This window comes from Streptomyces sp. NBC_00989, from assembly GCF_045162655.1.
In the GTDB taxonomy this organism is placed as follows: Bacteria; Actinomycetota; Actinomycetes; order Streptomycetales; family Streptomycetaceae; genus Streptomyces.
Genome location: NZ_CP108728.1, coordinates 11,324,101 through 11,340,643 on the forward strand (window position 1 = coordinate 11,324,101; position 16,543 = coordinate 11,340,643).

At 68.2% G+C, this 16,543-nt stretch carries 11 protein-coding genes and 3 pseudogenes; 6 read left to right on the forward strand and 8 right to left on the reverse strand.

Features of this window, described 5'->3' with window-relative positions:
* Positions 1 to 359 precede the first annotated feature (359 nt).
* The gene (locus tag OG714_RS51055; RefSeq protein WP_406131332.1) at positions 360 to 1,475 is read right to left on the reverse strand and encodes a serine hydrolase domain-containing protein; all 1,116 of its coding nucleotides are present in this window, start codon (positions 1,473 to 1,475) and stop codon (positions 360 to 362) included.
* Between the two features lie 246 nt (positions 1,476 to 1,721).
* On the opposite strand from OG714_RS51055, the gene OG714_RS51060 reads away from it, so the two are divergent.
* Together OG714_RS51060 and OG714_RS51065 are read left to right on the forward strand one after the other, a co-directional pair.
* The gene (locus OG714_RS51060; RefSeq protein WP_406131333.1) at positions 1,722 to 2,603 is read left to right on the forward strand and encodes a GyrI-like domain-containing protein; all 882 of its coding nucleotides are present in this window, start codon (positions 1,722 to 1,724) and stop codon (positions 2,601 to 2,603) included.
* Between the two features lie 357 nt (positions 2,604 to 2,960).
* Positions 2,961 to 4,196: an MFS transporter gene (locus tag OG714_RS51065; RefSeq protein ID WP_406131334.1), complete on the forward strand. Its 1,236-nt coding sequence runs from the start codon at positions 2,961 to 2,963 to the stop codon at positions 4,194 to 4,196.
* 53 nt (positions 4,197 to 4,249) lie between these two features.
* Here the strand turns inward: OG714_RS51065 and OG714_RS51070 are convergent, their stop codons facing one another.
* Both OG714_RS51070 and OG714_RS51075 read right to left on the reverse strand, forming a co-directional pair.
* The gene (locus tag OG714_RS51070; RefSeq protein WP_406131335.1) at positions 4,250 to 4,705 is read right to left on the reverse strand and encodes a hypothetical protein; all 456 of its coding nucleotides are present in this window, start codon (positions 4,703 to 4,705) and stop codon (positions 4,250 to 4,252) included.
* Positions 4,705 to 5,862, reverse strand: coding sequence for an IS256 family transposase (locus OG714_RS51075; protein ID WP_406131336.1), 1,158 nt, complete (start codon positions 5,860 to 5,862; stop codon positions 4,705 to 4,707). Before OG714_RS51075 ends, OG714_RS51070 begins: the two co-directional genes overlap by 1 nt.
* A gap of 385 nt (positions 5,863 to 6,247) precedes the next feature.
* Here OG714_RS51075 and OG714_RS51080 point away from each other — a divergent pair, with 385 nt between their 5' ends.
* The gene (locus OG714_RS51080) at positions 6,248 to 6,424 is read left to right on the forward strand and encodes a hypothetical protein (protein ID WP_406131337.1); all 177 of its coding nucleotides are present in this window, start codon (positions 6,248 to 6,250) and stop codon (positions 6,422 to 6,424) included.
* Positions 6,425 to 6,543: 119 nt separating this feature from the next.
* The gene (locus tag OG714_RS51085) at positions 6,544 to 7,167 is read left to right on the forward strand and encodes a GNAT family N-acetyltransferase (protein WP_406132221.1); all 624 of its coding nucleotides are present in this window, start codon (positions 6,544 to 6,546) and stop codon (positions 7,165 to 7,167) included.
* Positions 7,168 to 7,329: 162 nt separating this feature from the next.
* Here the strand turns inward: OG714_RS51085 and OG714_RS51090 are convergent.
* Positions 7,330 to 7,659 (reverse strand): annotated as a pseudogene (locus OG714_RS51090) (DUF2690 domain-containing protein); the annotation flags it as partial.
* Between the two features lie 253 nt (positions 7,660 to 7,912).
* On the opposite strand from OG714_RS51090, the pseudogene OG714_RS51095 reads away from it, so the two are divergent.
* Positions 7,913 to 8,107, forward strand: a pseudogene (locus OG714_RS51095) (hypothetical protein); the annotation flags it as partial.
* 872 nt (positions 8,108 to 8,979) lie between these two features.
* Here OG714_RS51095 and OG714_RS51100 read toward each other — a convergent pair.
* The 4 genes and pseudogenes from OG714_RS51100 to OG714_RS51115 form a co-directional block, all read right to left on the reverse strand.
* Positions 8,980 to 9,408, reverse strand: a pseudogene (locus tag OG714_RS51100) (IS5/IS1182 family transposase); the annotation flags it as partial.
* 111 nt (positions 9,409 to 9,519) lie between these two features.
* Positions 9,520 to 9,822 carry a hypothetical protein gene (locus tag OG714_RS51105; protein ID WP_406131338.1) on the reverse strand — a complete coding sequence of 101 codons (303 nt, stop codon included), beginning with the start codon at positions 9,820 to 9,822 and terminating at the stop codon, positions 9,520 to 9,522.
* A gap of 300 nt (positions 9,823 to 10,122) precedes the next feature.
* Positions 10,123 to 12,741, reverse strand: a complete 2,619-nt coding sequence (locus tag OG714_RS51110; RefSeq protein WP_406131339.1) for a LamG-like jellyroll fold domain-containing protein — start codon at positions 12,739 to 12,741, stop codon at positions 10,123 to 10,125.
* Between the two features lie 346 nt (positions 12,742 to 13,087).
* Positions 13,088 to 14,545, reverse strand: a complete 1,458-nt coding sequence (locus tag OG714_RS51115) for an arabinofuranosidase catalytic domain-containing protein (protein ID WP_406131340.1) — start codon at positions 14,543 to 14,545, stop codon at positions 13,088 to 13,090.
* A 708-nt stretch (positions 14,546 to 15,253) separates the two neighbouring features.
* Here OG714_RS51115 and OG714_RS51120 point away from each other — a divergent pair.
* Positions 15,254 to 16,285, forward strand: coding sequence for a LacI family DNA-binding transcriptional regulator (locus tag OG714_RS51120; RefSeq protein ID WP_406131341.1), 1,032 nt, complete (start codon positions 15,254 to 15,256; stop codon positions 16,283 to 16,285).
* Positions 16,286 to 16,543 lie beyond the last annotated feature (258 nt).

Consider the following 16,543-nt stretch of genomic DNA (forward strand, 5'->3'; position numbering starts at 1 on the left):
AGATCTGGGAAAGATTCGTCTAGACCAATTCCGGTCTCGGGGGTGTGAGTTGCCGCCGGAGGAGGCGACCCAGGGAAGCGCGTCGAGGCGATCGATGTCCTGCGAGACCGAATTGCGCGCCACCCGGCCGGTGTTGCCGAACTTCCGAAACGCGATCTGGGTGTCGCGCTCGTCGTCCGCGACGGTTCGGGCCTTCACCGTCGGGTGGATCGGCGCCTTCTCGATCCTCCGGCACCGGGTCCCCATGGTGATCGAGCCGGAAGACCGGGACGTAGACCTGCCTGACCTGGCCGACAAAAGGAACGCCGAGTCGACGCCGGCCCGCGGGAGGGGGAGTCCGTGCCCCCTCCCGCGGATGGTCACCGTAGTCCGCCGTACGCGGCCATGATGATCTCCATGCCGCGGTTGTCCTCCTGCTGTTCCCGGTCGATCATCTGGTTCATCACGTAGGCCACCGTCATACGTGATTCAGGGTCGCTCGCGACCAGCGAGCCGCCCCATCCGCCCCAACCGAAGGTGTTGCCGAACTTGCCGAAGCCCACGGTCCAGGACATCGGCGTGCGCAGCACTCGGTCCTCACCGTGGAACACCTCATGCCACGCGGGCTCGCAGCCCTGAGGGGACAGCAGCCGCACGCCACCCGCGGAACCCCGGTTCGCCAGGACCGACTGGACGAGGGCGACGGACCGAGCGTTGCCGAAGCCGTTCACCGCGGGGATCTGCGCACGGCGCCAGGCCACAGAGTTGGCATCCCTGACCCGGACCGCGGCACCGGTGTACTCCCGACGGGTACCGTCCGGTCCGAGCGGTGCGCCGGCGGCGAACTCGTCGGTCAGTGACGGCGGCGGGATGAGCGGTGCGACGCGGTGGTCGTCGTCGGCGGACAGCCCGATGTGGAAGTCCGCGCCCAGTGGCTTTGCCACTTCCGCGGCGAAGAAATCGCCGAGGCTACGGCCGGTGACGCGGCGGACGATCTCACCGATCAGGAACCCGAAGGTGAGCGCGTGGTACCCGGCGGCCGTGCCCGGTTCCCATTCGGGGGCCTGCGCGGCCAGCCCTGCCGTCACGCTCTGCCAGTCGTAGAGGTCCTCGACCGCCGTCAGCCCGGACAGATCCGGCAGCCCCGCGGTGTGCGACAGCACGTGACGCACCAGCAGACGCTCCTTGCCCGCCACGGCGAACTCGGGCCAGTAGGCGGCCACCGGCGCGGACAGATCGAGCCGTCCCTGATCGGCAAGGACAAGCGCGCACAAGGCGGTCATGTTCTTTGTCGTCGAGTTCACGCCCGTGAGGGTGTCGCGCTCCCAGGCGACCGTGCGGTCCGCGTCGGCGTACCCGCCCCAGAGGTCGACCACCGGCTCGCCGTCGAGGTGGACGGCGACCGAGGCACCCACATCGTCCTTGCCGAGCGAAGCCGCGAGGGCCTCCTCTACGGCGGCGAACCGCGGCTCGCACATCCCCTTAACATCAGTCATGTACGCAAGCCTCAGCCAACGCCGAGGCCACCCGCCCGACAATTCCCGCACGGCTTCTGTCGGGCCGAGCGCGACGAAATCACCTACACCTGAAGACGGCCCGGCCGGCCGTATCGGCAGCCGGTCTCGCGGGCTCGGGAACCCCTCGAACGGCAGATGTGTCGCCACAGCGCACCCGGCCGCAGGAGCTGCCACAGCCGAGTGCTCGTTCCCACGGGGAGACTCAAGGAAGAGGGACGGAGACACGTGCTGGAGCGCCTGAATCAGGCACTGGACCACCTGGAGGCCTGCCTCGACCAGGAGGTCGACGTGGCCGAGGCGGCCCGGATCGCCGCGGTGTCGGAGTACCACTTCCGGCGGCTGTTCTCCGCCCTTGCCGGGATGCCGCTCCCGGTCTACGTGCGGCGCCGGAGGATGACGCTCGCGGCGGCCGAGGTGCTGGCCGGGGAACGCACGCTGCTCGATGTCGCGGTGCGGTACGGCTACGGCTCGGGCGAGGCCTTCGCCCGGGCGTTCCGGTCGGTGCACGGCATCGGTCCGGGCGAGGCCCGGCGCACGGGCGCACTGCTCACGGCACAGCCGCGCATGTCCTTCCGCGTCGTCGTCGAAGGGAGTACGACGATGCGGTACCGGATCGTGGAGAAGGAGGCGTTCCGGATCGTCGGCAGGAAGGCCCGGGTCCCGCTGGTGCACGAGGGGGCCAACGCGGTCGCCACGGCGCACATGGAAAGCCTGGACGAGCGGGCGATCGTACGGATGAAGGAGCTGGCCGACCGGGAACCGGAGGGGATCCTGTCGGCAGCGGTGTACCTGACCGACAGTCGGGAGGAGGGCGCCGAGGCGGACTACTGGATCGGCGTGGCCACAGGCCCGGAGACGACCGTCGAGGAACTCGGCGCCCTCGACGTGCCGGCCGGGACCTGGGCGGTCTTCGACAACGACGGGCCCTATCCGAGCGCGCTCCAGGAACTGTGGCGGGACGTGTTCACGCAGTGGTTCCCCTCGAACCCGTACACAAGCCGGCCAGGTCCGGAACTCCTGCGGACGCAGCCGGTGGAGATCGGTGAAGAGACCCACTCCCAGCTGTGGATCCCGATCGAGCGGAGCAGCGGGAACACGCCCGCGTGAACACCGGTCCGCCGACCGGCGGGGATGCTCCAGCTAGTCAGCGCCGCGTCCTGACCTTGACCTCGCGGCCGGGCGAGCGGCCGACCCGGAGCGATCGCGGGCCCGTCCCCGCCTGCGACGGCAGTCCGACGGGCCGACTGTGACGCAGGCCATGCTTCCCGTCATCCGATCTTGGAATGCGCGAGTGCATGCCGCGGCTATAGCGCTCGTAGACTTTCCCTGCCCTTAGGGGCGCATCGGGCAACGGTGGCCGACGCGACAGGCTACAGAAACAGGGCGAACGGGACGCATCGCGGTCCTGCCCATTTCCCCCGCATCCGCACGCAAACCGCCGCCCGTGAAAGGTACTCGCGCTCCATGCCACTGGCCCTGCTGGCCCTTGCCCTCGTCGCGTTCGGTATCGGTACGACCGAGTTCGCCACGATGGGACTGCTGCCCCAGATCGCCGACGGTGTCGGCGTGTCCGTGCCGCACGCCGGCAACCTCGTCTCCGCCTACGCGCTCGGTGTCGTCGTCGGGGCACCCCTCCTGACCGGCATCGGCGCGCGCATCGCTCACAAACGGCTCCTGCTCCTGCTGTCCGCCCTGTTCGTGGTCGGCAACGTCGCCTCCGCTCTCGCCCCGAACTTCGGCCTGCTGTTCGCCGCACGGTTCCTGGCGGGCCTGCCCCACGGAGCCCTGTTCGGTGTGGGCGCTGTCGTGGCCTCCCGGCTGGTCGCTCCCGAACGAGCCGGGCGGGCCGTGTCGAGGATGTTCCTCGGACTCACCATCGCCAACATCGTCGGTGTCCCGGCCGGCACCGCCCTGGGGCAGCATCTCGGCTGGCGCTACGCCTACTGCGCCGTCGCCGTCATCGGCCTTGTCGCGCTGGCCGCGTTGGCTGCGTTCGTTCCTCACCAGCCTCGCGGTAATCAGGCCGGCATCCGGCATGAGCTGCGGGCGATGGGTAATCGGCAGGTCGTTCTGGGTCTGGCCACCGCCGTCGTGGGATTCGGTGGGTTCTTCGCTGTCTACAGTTACCTGGTGCCGATCCTGACCCACTTGACCGGTCTCTCCGATTCCTCGACGACGTGGGTTCTCGCGCTCTACGGCATCGGAATGACGCTGGGCACGCTGATCGCGGGTCCGCTCACCGACCGGGCCCTGCGCCCGACGTTGTACGGGGGCCTCTTCCTGCTCGGTGCGACGCTCGTGGCGTTCTACTTCACCGTCCACAGCACCGTCCCCGCCCTGGTGACCCTCGCCTTCATGGGCGCGATGGGCGCTCTGGTCACCACCCCGGTGCAGATGCTGCTCATGGCCAAGGCGAAGAACGCCCCGACGATGGCCGCGGCCTCCAACCATTCCGCCTTCAACCTGGCCAACGCCGGTGGCGCGTGGCTCGGCGGCCTGGCCATCTCCGCCGGCTGGGGCTGGGCCTCGCCGGCCCTGGTCGGCGCGACGCTCGCCGCGGCCGGCCTCGGCCTCGCACTCCTCGCGGGCTTCACGGACCGCGATACCGGCAGCTCTGCACTGATCACTTCCTCATCGGCCCAGACCCCGTCAGAACTCCCGTCGACGACGTCTCAAACGTGGACGAGTAGCGACGCCTGAAATTGATCACCCTTCGCAGGCCCGGTTCGACAAGCCGGGCCTGCGAAGGGTGATCAGCGTCGAGGACTGGGCGGAGGGCCGCCGGCTTCACCGGACTGGGCGTGGTCTGGCGCGTGGGCGAAGCTGGTGTCTTTGTGGGGCTGGTGTGGGCCTTCCTCGGGCTTCTGATCCGTGGATTCGAGGAGGCGGCGGAGACGTCGGATCTCGGCGATCAGGCGGGGAACGTCCTGGCGGGCATTGGCGACGAAGTGGGCGTTCTCGTCCCAGCGCTCGTCCGCGACGTCGACGTACCGTGGCTGCTGGACCAGGGTGGCGGCCACGATGTGGCGGTGGTCGAAGTCTGGCCAGCGTTCACCGGTCCCGGTGTCGGGGACAGTGCTGATGGCGACGAGGCTCATGGCGAAGTCGTCGTCGAGTTGGCGCACGTGCCAGGGGCCGGGAGTCGCGGCCCCGGCAAGTTCCTCGATCTCGGATAGTTCCTCGTCGGTCATCGGATCGGGTGTGTCCATCAGGCTGCCCGCTCGTCGCGCTCAACGAGGCGACCGTGTTCACAACGGGCTCCGGCGCGGACAAGGGCAACGAGGTGGGGCGCGTTCACGGCTCGCCGACGGGCCCGGGCGGATTCGATGACTTTGAAGAGCACGGCAAGTTCTGGGGCGCGGCTGCCGGCGTCCTTGGTGACCTTGGTCCGAAGCCGCACGGTGGCGAAGGGCGACTCGATCGGGTTCGTGGTCCGCAGGTGGATCCAGTGCTCGGTGGGGAAGGCGAAGAACGCGGGCAGCTCGTCCTCGTCGTCCGTGGTCCGTTTCACGACCTTGAGGTACTTCGCCTGGTAGGACGGTGAGAAGTCGAGAACGGCTCTGGTCGCGTGGTCCTTGTCCTCGGCGTGGTGGATCTCCTGGATCGCCCGCTTGGCCGCGGGCTGTACCGACTTCGGCAGCGCGTCCGAAACGTTGGCCGTCTTGTGGACCCGGCATCTTTGATGGCGGGTGTCGGGGATGACCTCGCTCAGCGCGTCCCAGAAGTCGAGCGGGCCGTTGCCGACGGCCAGGACCGGGGCCCGCTTGCCCCGGCGGGCGCAGCCGCGCAGCAGTCCCGCCCATGCCTCGGACGACTCGCGGTATCCGTCCGGCACCGCGATCACCTCTTTCGTGCCGTCCGCCCGCACCCCCATCAACACCAAGACCGCGGCCTTCGCCTCCTCCAGCCGTATCCGCAGGTGAACGCCGTCTGCCCAGACATACACGTAGTCCGTGGTGGACAGTTCACGGTCCTGGAAGGCCGTGTGGTCGGCCTGCCACCGGGCGGTCAGCCGCGTTACCGCGGCAGGCGAGAGGCCGGCCGAGGAGCCGAGGAACTGCTCCAGCGCGGGCACGAAGTCACCTGATGACAACCCGTGCAGGTAGATCAGCGGCAGCACTTCCGCGACCTTCGGGGACTTCCTGGCCGAGGGCGGAAGGATCGCCGAGGAGAACCGCTTGCGCTCCCCGGTCACCTCTTCAACCCGCTTGTCATTCAGGCGCGTTGAGGCCCGCACCTCGACCGACCCGGCGGCCGTGGCGACCGACATGGTCCGGTGGTAGCCATTACGGACAACCGGGCGGCGCCCACTGCCAACCAGCTCACTGGTCAACTCGGCTATGTAGCTGCTGACTTCTGTGCGCACGGGCGTGCCTTTCCGACCGACGTGCCAACGTCGGCCTACTCGATGACCATCACAGGATCATTCGGGAAGGTACGCCCTTCGCGTTGCCTCCCCGACACCGATCCACAGGTCTTGAGCATTGCTCCAGCCGACGATCCGCTGGAGAGTCGAGCAGACCAACGGGATCTTGATGCAGCACCGCAGGCTGGTCAGCGACTACGAACGCCGCAGAGGCGACCCACGGCAGACCCTCGGTGCCCGCTTTCACGTCTGGAGGTCCGCGGGCGGCAGATCGCAGTGGAAGCGGAGACCGCTCACGAGCAGATCGCGCAGCTGACCCCGCTACCGGACGGATTCGCCCGAGCCGCCGAGCACATCACGATCACCCGCAAGACGCTCCCAGATCATGGCCGCGTTCGCCGAAGCCGTCGGTCCACTACGGGCGAGGAACGTGTGCGAGGCGATGGACCTGAACCTCGTGCCGAACAACATCAACAACGTTCGTTTCAAACTGAAGTGCCTGAGCGGGCGCGGAATCCTCGATGAGACCGACCAGGGACTGTTCACCAGGCCGCGACCGTAAGCGCCCGGCAAACCCACCACCGGCCCACTCACGTCGTTCTGTCAGCCTGCCGAGGAAATCCGTTGCGAGTGACCGGCATCGGATGTCTGATTGATCGGCCACCGATCACGGGACGGACCATGACGACGTCGCTGCCCACCCCCTCGTTGCACACCGCTCGGCTTCGACTGCGTGCCTTCGAAGACGCGGATGCCAACGACCTCTTCACACTGCACAGCAGCGCCTACGTACTGCGCTACTGGGACGCGCCACCGTGGAGCGAACGCGTGCGCGCCGAGAAGTTCATCACGGCTTGCCGGCGGATGGCACAGGAGGGCACCGGGGCGAGGCTGGCCGTAGATCGCGTCTCCGACGGGGCGTTCATCGGCTGGTGCAGCCTGAACAGGTGGAATCCGGACTACCGCAGCGCGTCGCTTGGCTACTGCTTCGACGATGCGGCGTGGGGCCACGGTTACGCGACCGAGGCCGCGCGCGCTCTGCTGCGGTGGGCATTCGACACGCTGGACCTAAATCGCGTCCAAGCTGAGGCCGATACGCGCAACGTTGCTTCTGCCCGCGTGCTGGAGAAGCTCGGCTTCGTGCGTGAAGGGACGTTGCGGGAAGACTGCGTCGTCAACGGCGAGGTCTCCGACTCTTGGGTCTACGGGCTGATCAGGCGGGAGTGGCAGCCATCGTCCGAGCCGGTTCCCGCCCCTGAGTCCCATCGCCCGGCACCTGGTATCGACCACGCCCGGAACCACTGATCACTGCGCCTCATCCAAACTCAACGGCCAACCCGGCAAGGCGCTGGACACGCTCCTGTCCCATCGAGAGTCTGGCCGTGAAAACGCTCCGCAGGTCTGCTCCGGCTCAGATGTCCCCCGTCACGTGATCCTCTCCAGTGCCGACGCGGGCATGTATGCGCGTCAGGGAGGCGACGCCGAGCAGCACTGGGCCGGATCGTGCGGCCCGGGGGTCGTCAGGCAGGCCTCCAACCGTGTCGCTCCACTGCCGGCTGCAATCAGATCCGTGTAGACGAACGAGTCACGCCTACCCAGGTTCGTGACGGTGACGCTCTGGGTGGGCCGACCAGGTGCCGCCAGGGTGAGCATGTCTCCGTCGACGGCGTTCCACACCCCGGCCCAGGCGGCGTGGCGCAGGGGGTTGTATCGGATCTCCAGACCCACTCCGGTAGGAGTCTGGACACGTAGGAGTGTCTGTGGTTGTACCCCGTACGACTCTTGCCCTGGGTCGTGCCCGTCGCACGAGGCTCCCGAACACGCGACGTGGAAGCCGCCCGCAGAGGGCGCTCGTCACCGGACGAGGAGTTCTGGACACTCACCCGCCGGGCCCTGGTCGAGCGGTCGACGGCCAGGCCTTCCCGGTCGACAAGTACGTCGCCGGAGAACGACCCCCACACGTACCGGACCCGATCGCCACCCGCGGCCACGGCGAGCAGCTCGTACATCTGCTCCACCCCGACCACGAACGCGATCGTCAGGTCCCGCCTGGGGCTGGGGCGGTTCCCTGTTCGGCGTCGACGAGCCCGTCCCGGTCGAGTCGTACGTGTCGATGAGGATGTTCGCCATCGTCTTCGGCCTGTCCATGGACTACGAGGTCTTCCTGCTCTCCACCAACGTGGTCATCAAGATGCTGGGCCTGGGCCTGGGCGTCAGCGTCATCGTCGATGCCACCCTCGTCCGGCCAACGTTCTACGGGCCGGGCTGGTCCGTCGCAACGCCAACCCGGCGCAACGAGAAACCCCCGGCTTCAGCCGAGGGGGAGTCACGAACCTCGGATCCCCCCTACGATCACGGATTCCACGCTACGAGGCGAGCAACACCGTCTCACTGGTCACTCATGGGGCGCTGTGAAATCGCAGCTCAGGGGCCGTCTCTTCCCGCGGTTCTGTCATTTTCCCCGTAGGGCTGGCTTCCAGCCCGTCGCGGCGGAGAGTCTTTGCGGCGCCATCGACATAGCCAGGGGGCGGTGGATGCGGAGCTCTTCGGCGCCAAGTCCCCATGCCGAAGCACACAGTTGCGTCGTGATCGCGGGGGGCCGATCGTAGCGCCCTGGTGCGCGCACACGAAGGAGGATGGCCCAGCAACTCGCGACCGGGGTGGCGGCCCTCGGACTGATCGGGGGCGTGACGGCCGTCGGCGCGGCCCCGGCCGAAGCGGCCACGACATCGGCCACAGCAGCCTGTGTATTCGTGAACGGCACGACGGGCAAGGAGGACACCAACACGCCTGGGCTCCCCGAAATCTCCGGCGGCTCGACGTTCACCAAGCCGAGTACGTCCACCTGCCATGACTTCAACCTGGGGAGCGTGCTCAGCCGGCTACGTCAGGTACTCCGGCGGCTCCATCGTCCTGTGCTCCGACGTGTTGTCCGGCACCGTGGAGGCTGTGACCTCGACCAGCGGCTCCGGCAAGAGCATCGAGATCATGGACCGACCTTGCTCAACACGCTGCTCTGGCAGGTGCCGGTCTGCCAGAGCACTGGCGTACGCACTGTCGCGGCATCCGACCTTCGGTCTCGGCGAACACGGGGACACGGTCACGGAGAAAGAAGGAGTGGCGGATACCGCGCTCGCGTAACCACCGCCGCAAGTGGTCGTAGCTGTATCCCCTGCGTGGTGCCCGCAGGGCATGCGCCGTCGGCGTCCCCCCGGCGGAGCGACCAGCGGTGTGCCCTTCACCCGTGGGATCAGTGCCTGGCTGTCGTGGGTGTCGGCGGCCGGGATGCCGATGGACAGGAGCAGGCCGGTCCGCCTCGTGATCAGGTGGATCTTTGACCCGTACGTCCCCGCTCTGCGGGAGTCGGGCCTGTCGGCTCGCCCCTTTCAGGTTCCGCATGGTGACCGAGTCGGTCGCACGGCGGGACCAGTCCAACTCGCCGCGGGAGCCGAGCTCGTCGAGGACCGGACGGTGGCGCCTGGCCCACACGCGGGCCTTTGTCCACTCGGAGGAGCGCCGGTGGGGCGTCGCGCCGGAAGGTCCGAACGCCACCGCATGCGGCTCATGGAGAAGAACGGAACGGTCGCAGGCACCGCCCGCGTGAGACGTTCGATCGTCCCGGGGTGGACAACACCGCGAAGGAGGTCAAGGTTCGCATCAGCTCGCGGAGGTCGTGCTCCGGCTGACGCGGGTGCCGACAGGGATCGCCTTCGGGATTTCGGCGACCTCGTCCACGACCACGAGCAGCCGACACAGGGCCGCAGGGGATGCGGCCGAGCCCAGTTCGACGGAGTAGCTGATGCCGGTCGAAGACCGGTTGTCGGTGTTGAATCCCCCGGCTGCGCTGACGCGTACACCGATGCGCGCGATGTCCATTCCGGCGGCCTTGCGGTTCGGGGTATCGAGCATGCAGCCAGCCGCGGCCAGGTGGAGCAGGTGTGCCCCGGTGAAATCAGCCACCGCGAAGACACCTTCCGAGGTCCATCCGAGCGGGAAACGGACGGAGCGCTCGTCGATCGAGGTCTTCCACAACCGACGGCGGCGCCACTCAGCACTGGGCTACCGCACCCCGATCGAGTACGAGCTACTCTCCGAACAGGACACCATCCCCGCCGCCAGCCAGCCACCACAGCTGGAGCCCGAACCGTGGGGCAGGTCAGCTGGTTTGCCGTCCGGGCCCCGAAGCGGTCTTGTGGCCTGGCTCGCCCTGCCTGCCCGGGATGGGCAGTCGGGCAGGGCGAGCCGCGGGGTGGACGGATGTCAGGTCAGGACGAGTTCCAGGACCGTGACGGAGAGCGGCGGCAGGGTGCTGGTGAAGGCTGCTGCCGCGCCGGTGACGGTGCTGGTTCTGGGGACCAGCGTGGTGGGTTCGGTGAGTGTGTTGGTAGTGGTGCGCGCGGGTCCGGTCAGGACCGTGGCGGTGACGTTTTTCTTCACGCCCTTCGCCAGGCCCTTGAGTTCGACCGGTACGTTCACTTTCTCTGTCCCGGAGTTGACGACCGCGAGGTAGAGACGGTTCCCCGAGCGGGTGGCGACTGTGGCGATGGCCGGCAACGCACGTGCGGTGGCCGGCAGTACGGTTCTGCCCAGCCTGCTTGTCAGCATCTGCTGTGCCCAGTAGCTGGGTGACACATAGCTGGTGAGGTTGTCGTAGGCGATCAGGTTGGTGGCCCAGACGTTGTTCTTGACGTGGGAGAAGAGCGGGGCGTAGCACTCCATGAGGACCTGGTCGGAGTTGCGGATCAGCCCGGCCAGCCATGCGGCGTCGCCCAGCGCGGCGTTGAGGTCGGGCGTGGGGCGGCCCTCCTGCGCGGCCCACTCCCCGACGAAGACCTTGGTCGAAGTGCGGTCCCGGTTGTCGTACTTGTGGGTTGCTGCCTGGGCGGCGGACGGCGCGAGGTAGTAGTGCTCGTCGATCAGGTCCGGCGTGCGGCTCGTGACCGTTGTGGTGGCGATCAGCTTCAGGTGCGGGTACTTCGCCTTGATCGCGTCGTGGAAGGCCGCGAAGCGCTCGTCGTAGGACCCGGAGGAGTCGAACCAGTCCTCGTTGCCGATCTCCACGAACTCCAGCGGGAACGGCTCGGGGTGGCCGTCCGCCGCGCGCTTCGCGCCCCACGTGCTGTGGGCGGGGCCGGTGACGTACTCGATCTCGTCGAGGGCGTCCTGGACGTACGGAGTGAGGGCGTCGCCGGTGACGTGCTCGCCCTTCAGCGTGTAGCCGGCGAAGACGGCGAGGACCGGCTGGGCGCGCATGTCCTCGACCCAGTGCAGGTATTCGAGGAGTCCGAGCCCGTCCGTGGACCAGTAACCCCAGGCGTCGTCCATGTGGCCGGGGCGCTCCCAGGCCGGACCGATGGTGTTCTTCCAGTTGAACCGCGTCGCGAAGGTGTTGCCCTCGACGAAGTTGCCGCCGGGGAAACGCAGGAATTTCGGCGTCAGGGCGACCAGTTTCTCCATCAGGTCGATGCGTAGGCCGTTGGGGCGGTTGTTGTAGGTGGGCGGGAAGAGGGAGACGTACTGGAGCCAGAGGGTCTCGCCCGCGGCGGAGGGGTCGTCGGTGGTCACGGTCAGCCTCGCGTCACCGACCACAGGAGTGTGCGGGCCGGTGTGCAGGGTGAGTTCGAAGGGGCGGTCCGGGAAGGCGGTACCGACGTGGTGCAGTCGTGCGGAGGCGTACACCGTCGAGCCGTCGGCCGACTCGACGGCCACCGTCAGGGGGCCGATCCGGTGCGACGCCTTGGCGAACAGTCGCGCGGTGTACGTGGTTCGGGGGCGCACGGGGATGCCCCAGAATCCGTCGTTGGCCACTCCGGCCCGGTTGTCGGCCCCGGTACCGCTCGGAAGTACGACCTTGAGGGAGCGGTTGAGGGCGTCGTTGAGGGGCGTGGTGGTGTCGAGCGCGAGGGTCGTCCCGCCGACGGCGGACCAGTGGACGGCCGAGGTGTCGCTGGCCATCATCGAGCGGTTCTGTACCAGTTCGGCGTAGATGCCGCCCTCGCCGGAGTGGTTGATGTCCTCGAACATCAGGCCGGGAAGGATGGGGGACACCGCGTGCGCCGGGTTGGCGACGTCCACGCTCAGCAACGGTGTCGTGGACTCCACCGGCACCCCGGCCAGCGTCGCGACCTGGTCGGAGGTGAGGGCGGTCGGGAACATCCAGACGTCGTCGATCAGGCCGTGCCACTGGTCGACGTGCCCGCCGCCGTAGAGGGCGCGGCCGATGGCGGTGTCGCCGTTGCCGGCCCAGCCCGCGGTGTAGTCGGTCTCTCCCTCCAGCACGCCGTTGACGTAGAGGCGGGTGACGCCGGCCGACGGGTCGCTGACTCCGACCAGGTGGGTCCAGGTGCCGGTGGTGGGCGCGGAGGCGGCGGCCGCCACGGCGGCACCCTGCGTGGCGTCCGAGGCGAGCCGCGCGAAGGCGAAGGTCCCGGTGTCGTCGCGCAGCCCGAGGTAGAAGGCGCTGACGGCCTGGCCGTCGATACTGACGGCGGTCTGGTAGCCGCCCAGCTGACTGAGGTTCACCCAGGCGGCCACCGAGAACGCTTGGGAGGTGTCGAGGGCGGGGCCGGCGGCCGCGGCGTTGCCGCCCGCGACGAGGCTCAGGCTGTGGGCGCCGATCTTGCCCGTGTCCCAGGCGGCCGCGCCCAGGAGGGCGGCGGTGTGAGCGTTGCCGGACGAGTCTGCGGCGGAGGATCCGGAGCCCTCGTCGAAGGTCCAGTGCGCGGCTGCGGCGGGCAGGTCCGAGGCGGTGGCGTCCGCTGTGGTGCCGGAGTGTTCGGCGGCTCGTGCCGGAGAGGCAGCGGCGAAGGTTCCGGCCAGGGACGCGGCGCCGAGGGCGGTGAGGACGGTTCTGCGGGGCAGTCCGTTTTCTGGGGGCATGCGGGAGTTCCTTTGCGAGACGGATCGATCGGACAGGGCGCGGTGAGGCGGGGAGCTGATCGGGGGAGGAGTGGTGAGTGCCTCTCCGCGGCGGGTTCCGGGTGAGTGCGGGCGGGTGGTGAGTGTTCGTCTTGGGATCGACGGCAGGACGGGGTCTCCGCAGGGGGAGTACACCGGGCGGCGGCTGAATGTGCGTCAGGCCCGGGCGAGGATCAGCGTGTTCCGGGCCGGCTGCGGAGAGGACGGCTCGGACCGTGTGGAGGTCCGTCCGTCGATCGCGCTCCGGGTTGGGCCGATGGTCCGCCGTTGGGGAGGTCGGCGGACCATCGGTGGGTCGGGTTTCCGCTCAGGAGGCGATGTCCCACTGCTGGCAGGTGTTGTCGAGCTGCTGCCACTGGCGCACCACGGTGCCGTTGGCCGTTCCGCAGTTCGTGACGTCCAGCGTCATGCCGGTGTTGACGTTGGAGATGGTGTAGTGGCTGCCGACCTTGGTGACGTCCCACTGCTGGCAGGTGTTGCCGAGCGAGGCCCACAACTGGACGGCCGTGCCGTTGCTCTGCCCACAGTTCTTGTCGTCCAGGACCGTGCCACTGTTGACGTTGGTGATCGTGTAGTGGCCGTTGCCCGCGGCGGCGAACTTCCACTGCTGGCAGGTGTTGCCGAGCGAGGACCAGAGGTCGACCGAAGTGCCGTTGGCCGTACCGCAGTTCACCGCGTCCAGGACCTTGCCGGAGTTGGTGTTGGTCAGGCGGTAGGCGGTGCCGGTGACGGGGAAGCTCGCGGTCGGGGTGGTGTAGGCGACGGAGGTGACGTTTGCCTGTACGGCGTTGTCGGTGGCGTCGGTCGGGTAGCCGGAGGTCATGACGCCTTCGAAGAAGGAGCCGTCGGACCCGTTGCTGTTGTCACCGCCGGTGCCCAGGACGATGGCACCTTCCTTGTGCATCGGGTTGTATCCACTGGTGGTGGGCAGGGCCCCGTTGTAGAAGGTGCTCAGTGAACCCGACTGGGCGTTGCCGCCCTTGATCGCGTAGGCCGAGGTGCCGTTGTTCTTCTCCATGGCGGTGACGTAATCGCTGGAGATGCCGCTGTTGCCCGAGTAGGCGCCGTTCGCCCCGAAGAACAGTCCGTTCTCCAGGTCCGCCTCGACCCAGGGGCCGGAGCCGGTGCACGAGAACCAGCACTCCGTACCGAAGTTGATCGCGTCCATGTGTCCGTTGCCGGTGTCGTCGCCGGACGTCTCGGCGTTGCCGTAGTCGAAGCAGCACCGGTTGTTGACGTGGTGGCCGCTGGTCACCATGTACGCGCCCTCGGGGGAGCTGCCGGTGGCGATGCCCGTGGTGCTGTTGTCGCGGTAGCCGACACCCGCGGAGACGAAGACGCCGTACGCCGCGTGGCCGCCGACCGTGACCGGCAGCGCGTTGGCGATCGCGCCGACGTCCTGGCCGCCGTTGCCGCCCGGGCCCTCGATGGTCAGGTCGTTGTGGTTCGAGCTCTGGTCGTAGATCTTCGTGATGACGCAGGTCGTGCCGGAGCAGAAGGAGTCCTGTGCCGCGGCGTTGGCGTAGCCGCCGGTGCTGAGGACGCCGATGTCGGCGGTGGTGGAGTCCGAGGCACGCTTGACCTGGTAGAGAGCGCCGTTGTAGGAGGCGTAGAGGGCTCGCGTGGTGCTGTGGGCGGCTGCACAGGGGGTGCCGGCGGAGGCATAGATGTCACACGGCAGGGACGAGGCCGCCTGGGCCGCGCCCGCGGTGCCGATGGCTCCGACCAGGATGCCGGCGAGAAGTGCGAGAACCGCGCCGACCACCCTCAGCCGGAGCCCTCTCAGTTGCCTTGCTATCACTGTGAACCTCTTCCGTGTCGCGTTCTTCTGAAGCCCGGCGCCGCATGCGCAGGGAGCAGGGGGACGCCGGTATGCGGTGCTCTGCATGCCGGGAGCTGCCGCCGGGACGTGGCGTGGGTGCTGAAACGGGGCCTGGCCAGCACGATCGGCGGGAAATGTGAGCGCTAACAATCAAGACTCCCAGATGCCGTCACTCATCCGAGTTCTACGGGGACAGGGGTCCTCGCGGCCTGTGTCTTCCTCTGTTCGAGTACGTCCGCAAAGGGTGATATCTGCATGTCGGAAGGGCTGACCCGGTCTGGAGGCGGGGCGTTGTACAGGTGTCGACCTCGCACGGCCGATAGTGATCGACTGGTCTCGCGACTCCGCCTTTTTTACGCGGGGATGAACGGGCGGTCAACAGTGACGGGCAGTCAAGAGTGTGGAAACAAATGCCCTGGATTTCATGGGGTGTTGTCCGCGGCCCCGGTGGAGCGGAGCTTCTCTCGGCGATGGCTTACCAGGTCAGCGGGGTTCGCGAGCATCTGACAACGCTGTCCGAAACATCCGAAAGCGAGCAGTTGCGATCCTTGACCCCTCCGGAATGTGTGCGCTAACAATTCTCCACGACAGGCCGTTTCCGACCGGAGAAGCAACCGATCGGAAACACGACAACAGGTGAGGAGGCGGCGGATGGACGGGGAACGCGCACCGGTGATGGCGGACGTGGCCCGGATCGCGGGCGTCTCGCACCAGACCGTTTCGCGGGTCCTCAACGACCACCCGAATGTACGGTCCGCCACCCGCGACCGTGTGCTCGCCGCGGTCCGCGAACTCGGCTACCGCCCCAACGCCGCCGCCCGCAACCTCGCCACCCGCCGCACCCGCACCCTGGGTGTGATCAGCTTCAACACCACGCTGTACGGGCCGGCCTGCATGCTCTACGGCATCGAGCAGGCGGCCAGGCAACACGAGTACTTCGTCACCGTGGCCGCGGTCGGCACGCTCGACCGCCGTTCGGTGCTGGATGCTGTCGACCGGCTTCGGGACCAGGGCGTCGAGGGAATCATCGTGATCGCGCCGCAGACCTCGGCCGTCGGAGCGCTGGCGAGCGTGCCGTCGGACGTGCCGTTGGTCGCGGTCGGCTGCGGCACCCACGCCAAGCTGGCATCGGTTGCCGTGGACAACGAGGCGGGTGCCGAACTGGCCACCTCCTATCTTCTCGACCTCGGACATCGCACCGTGCACCACATGGTCGGTCCGCGTTCCTGGCTCGACGCGCAGGAGCGCGAGGAAGGATGGCGCAACACCCTGGAAAAGCGGGGTGCTCAGGTGGTCGAACCGCTGGGCGGCGCCGACTGGACGGCCCGTACCGGATTCGAGATCGGCCGACGGATCGCCGCCGACCCCGAGGTCACCGCGGTGTTCTGCGCCAACGACCACATGGCCCTCGGCCTGCTGCGCGCTGTGCAGCAGGCCGGGTGCCGGGTACCCGAGGACATCAGCGTCGTCGGTTTCGACGACATGCCGGAGACCGAGTACTTCGGCCCGTCACTGACCAGCGTCCGCCAGGACTTCGACGAACTGGGCCGGCGCGCCCTGCGCGCGCTGATCGAGATCGTCGGTGACCCCGACGCGGGGTTCCCTGCGGTCGATGAGAGACCTCACATCGTCATCCCACCCAGTCTTGTGGTGCGCACCTCGGCGACCCGTCCCCGGCACTGACCGGCGCCTCGATCGCACCACCGGCCTGCACAGAGAAAAGGAAACGAGATGGGCCCCTTCCCGTTAGCGTGACCGCCGACCATCCGGCCGCGGGCCCCCGATCACCCGGGCGCCGTCGCACGTGAGTGCCGCAGGCCGAACGACCGCTCTTCCCTGACCACTTGGGGCGCGAGGCCCGGGAAGTGATCCGTCCTCCGGCCGGATGGGCCCAAGGCCCTGACGTCCCGTCAGGCATTCGTGCATCACCGCCTTCGTCGC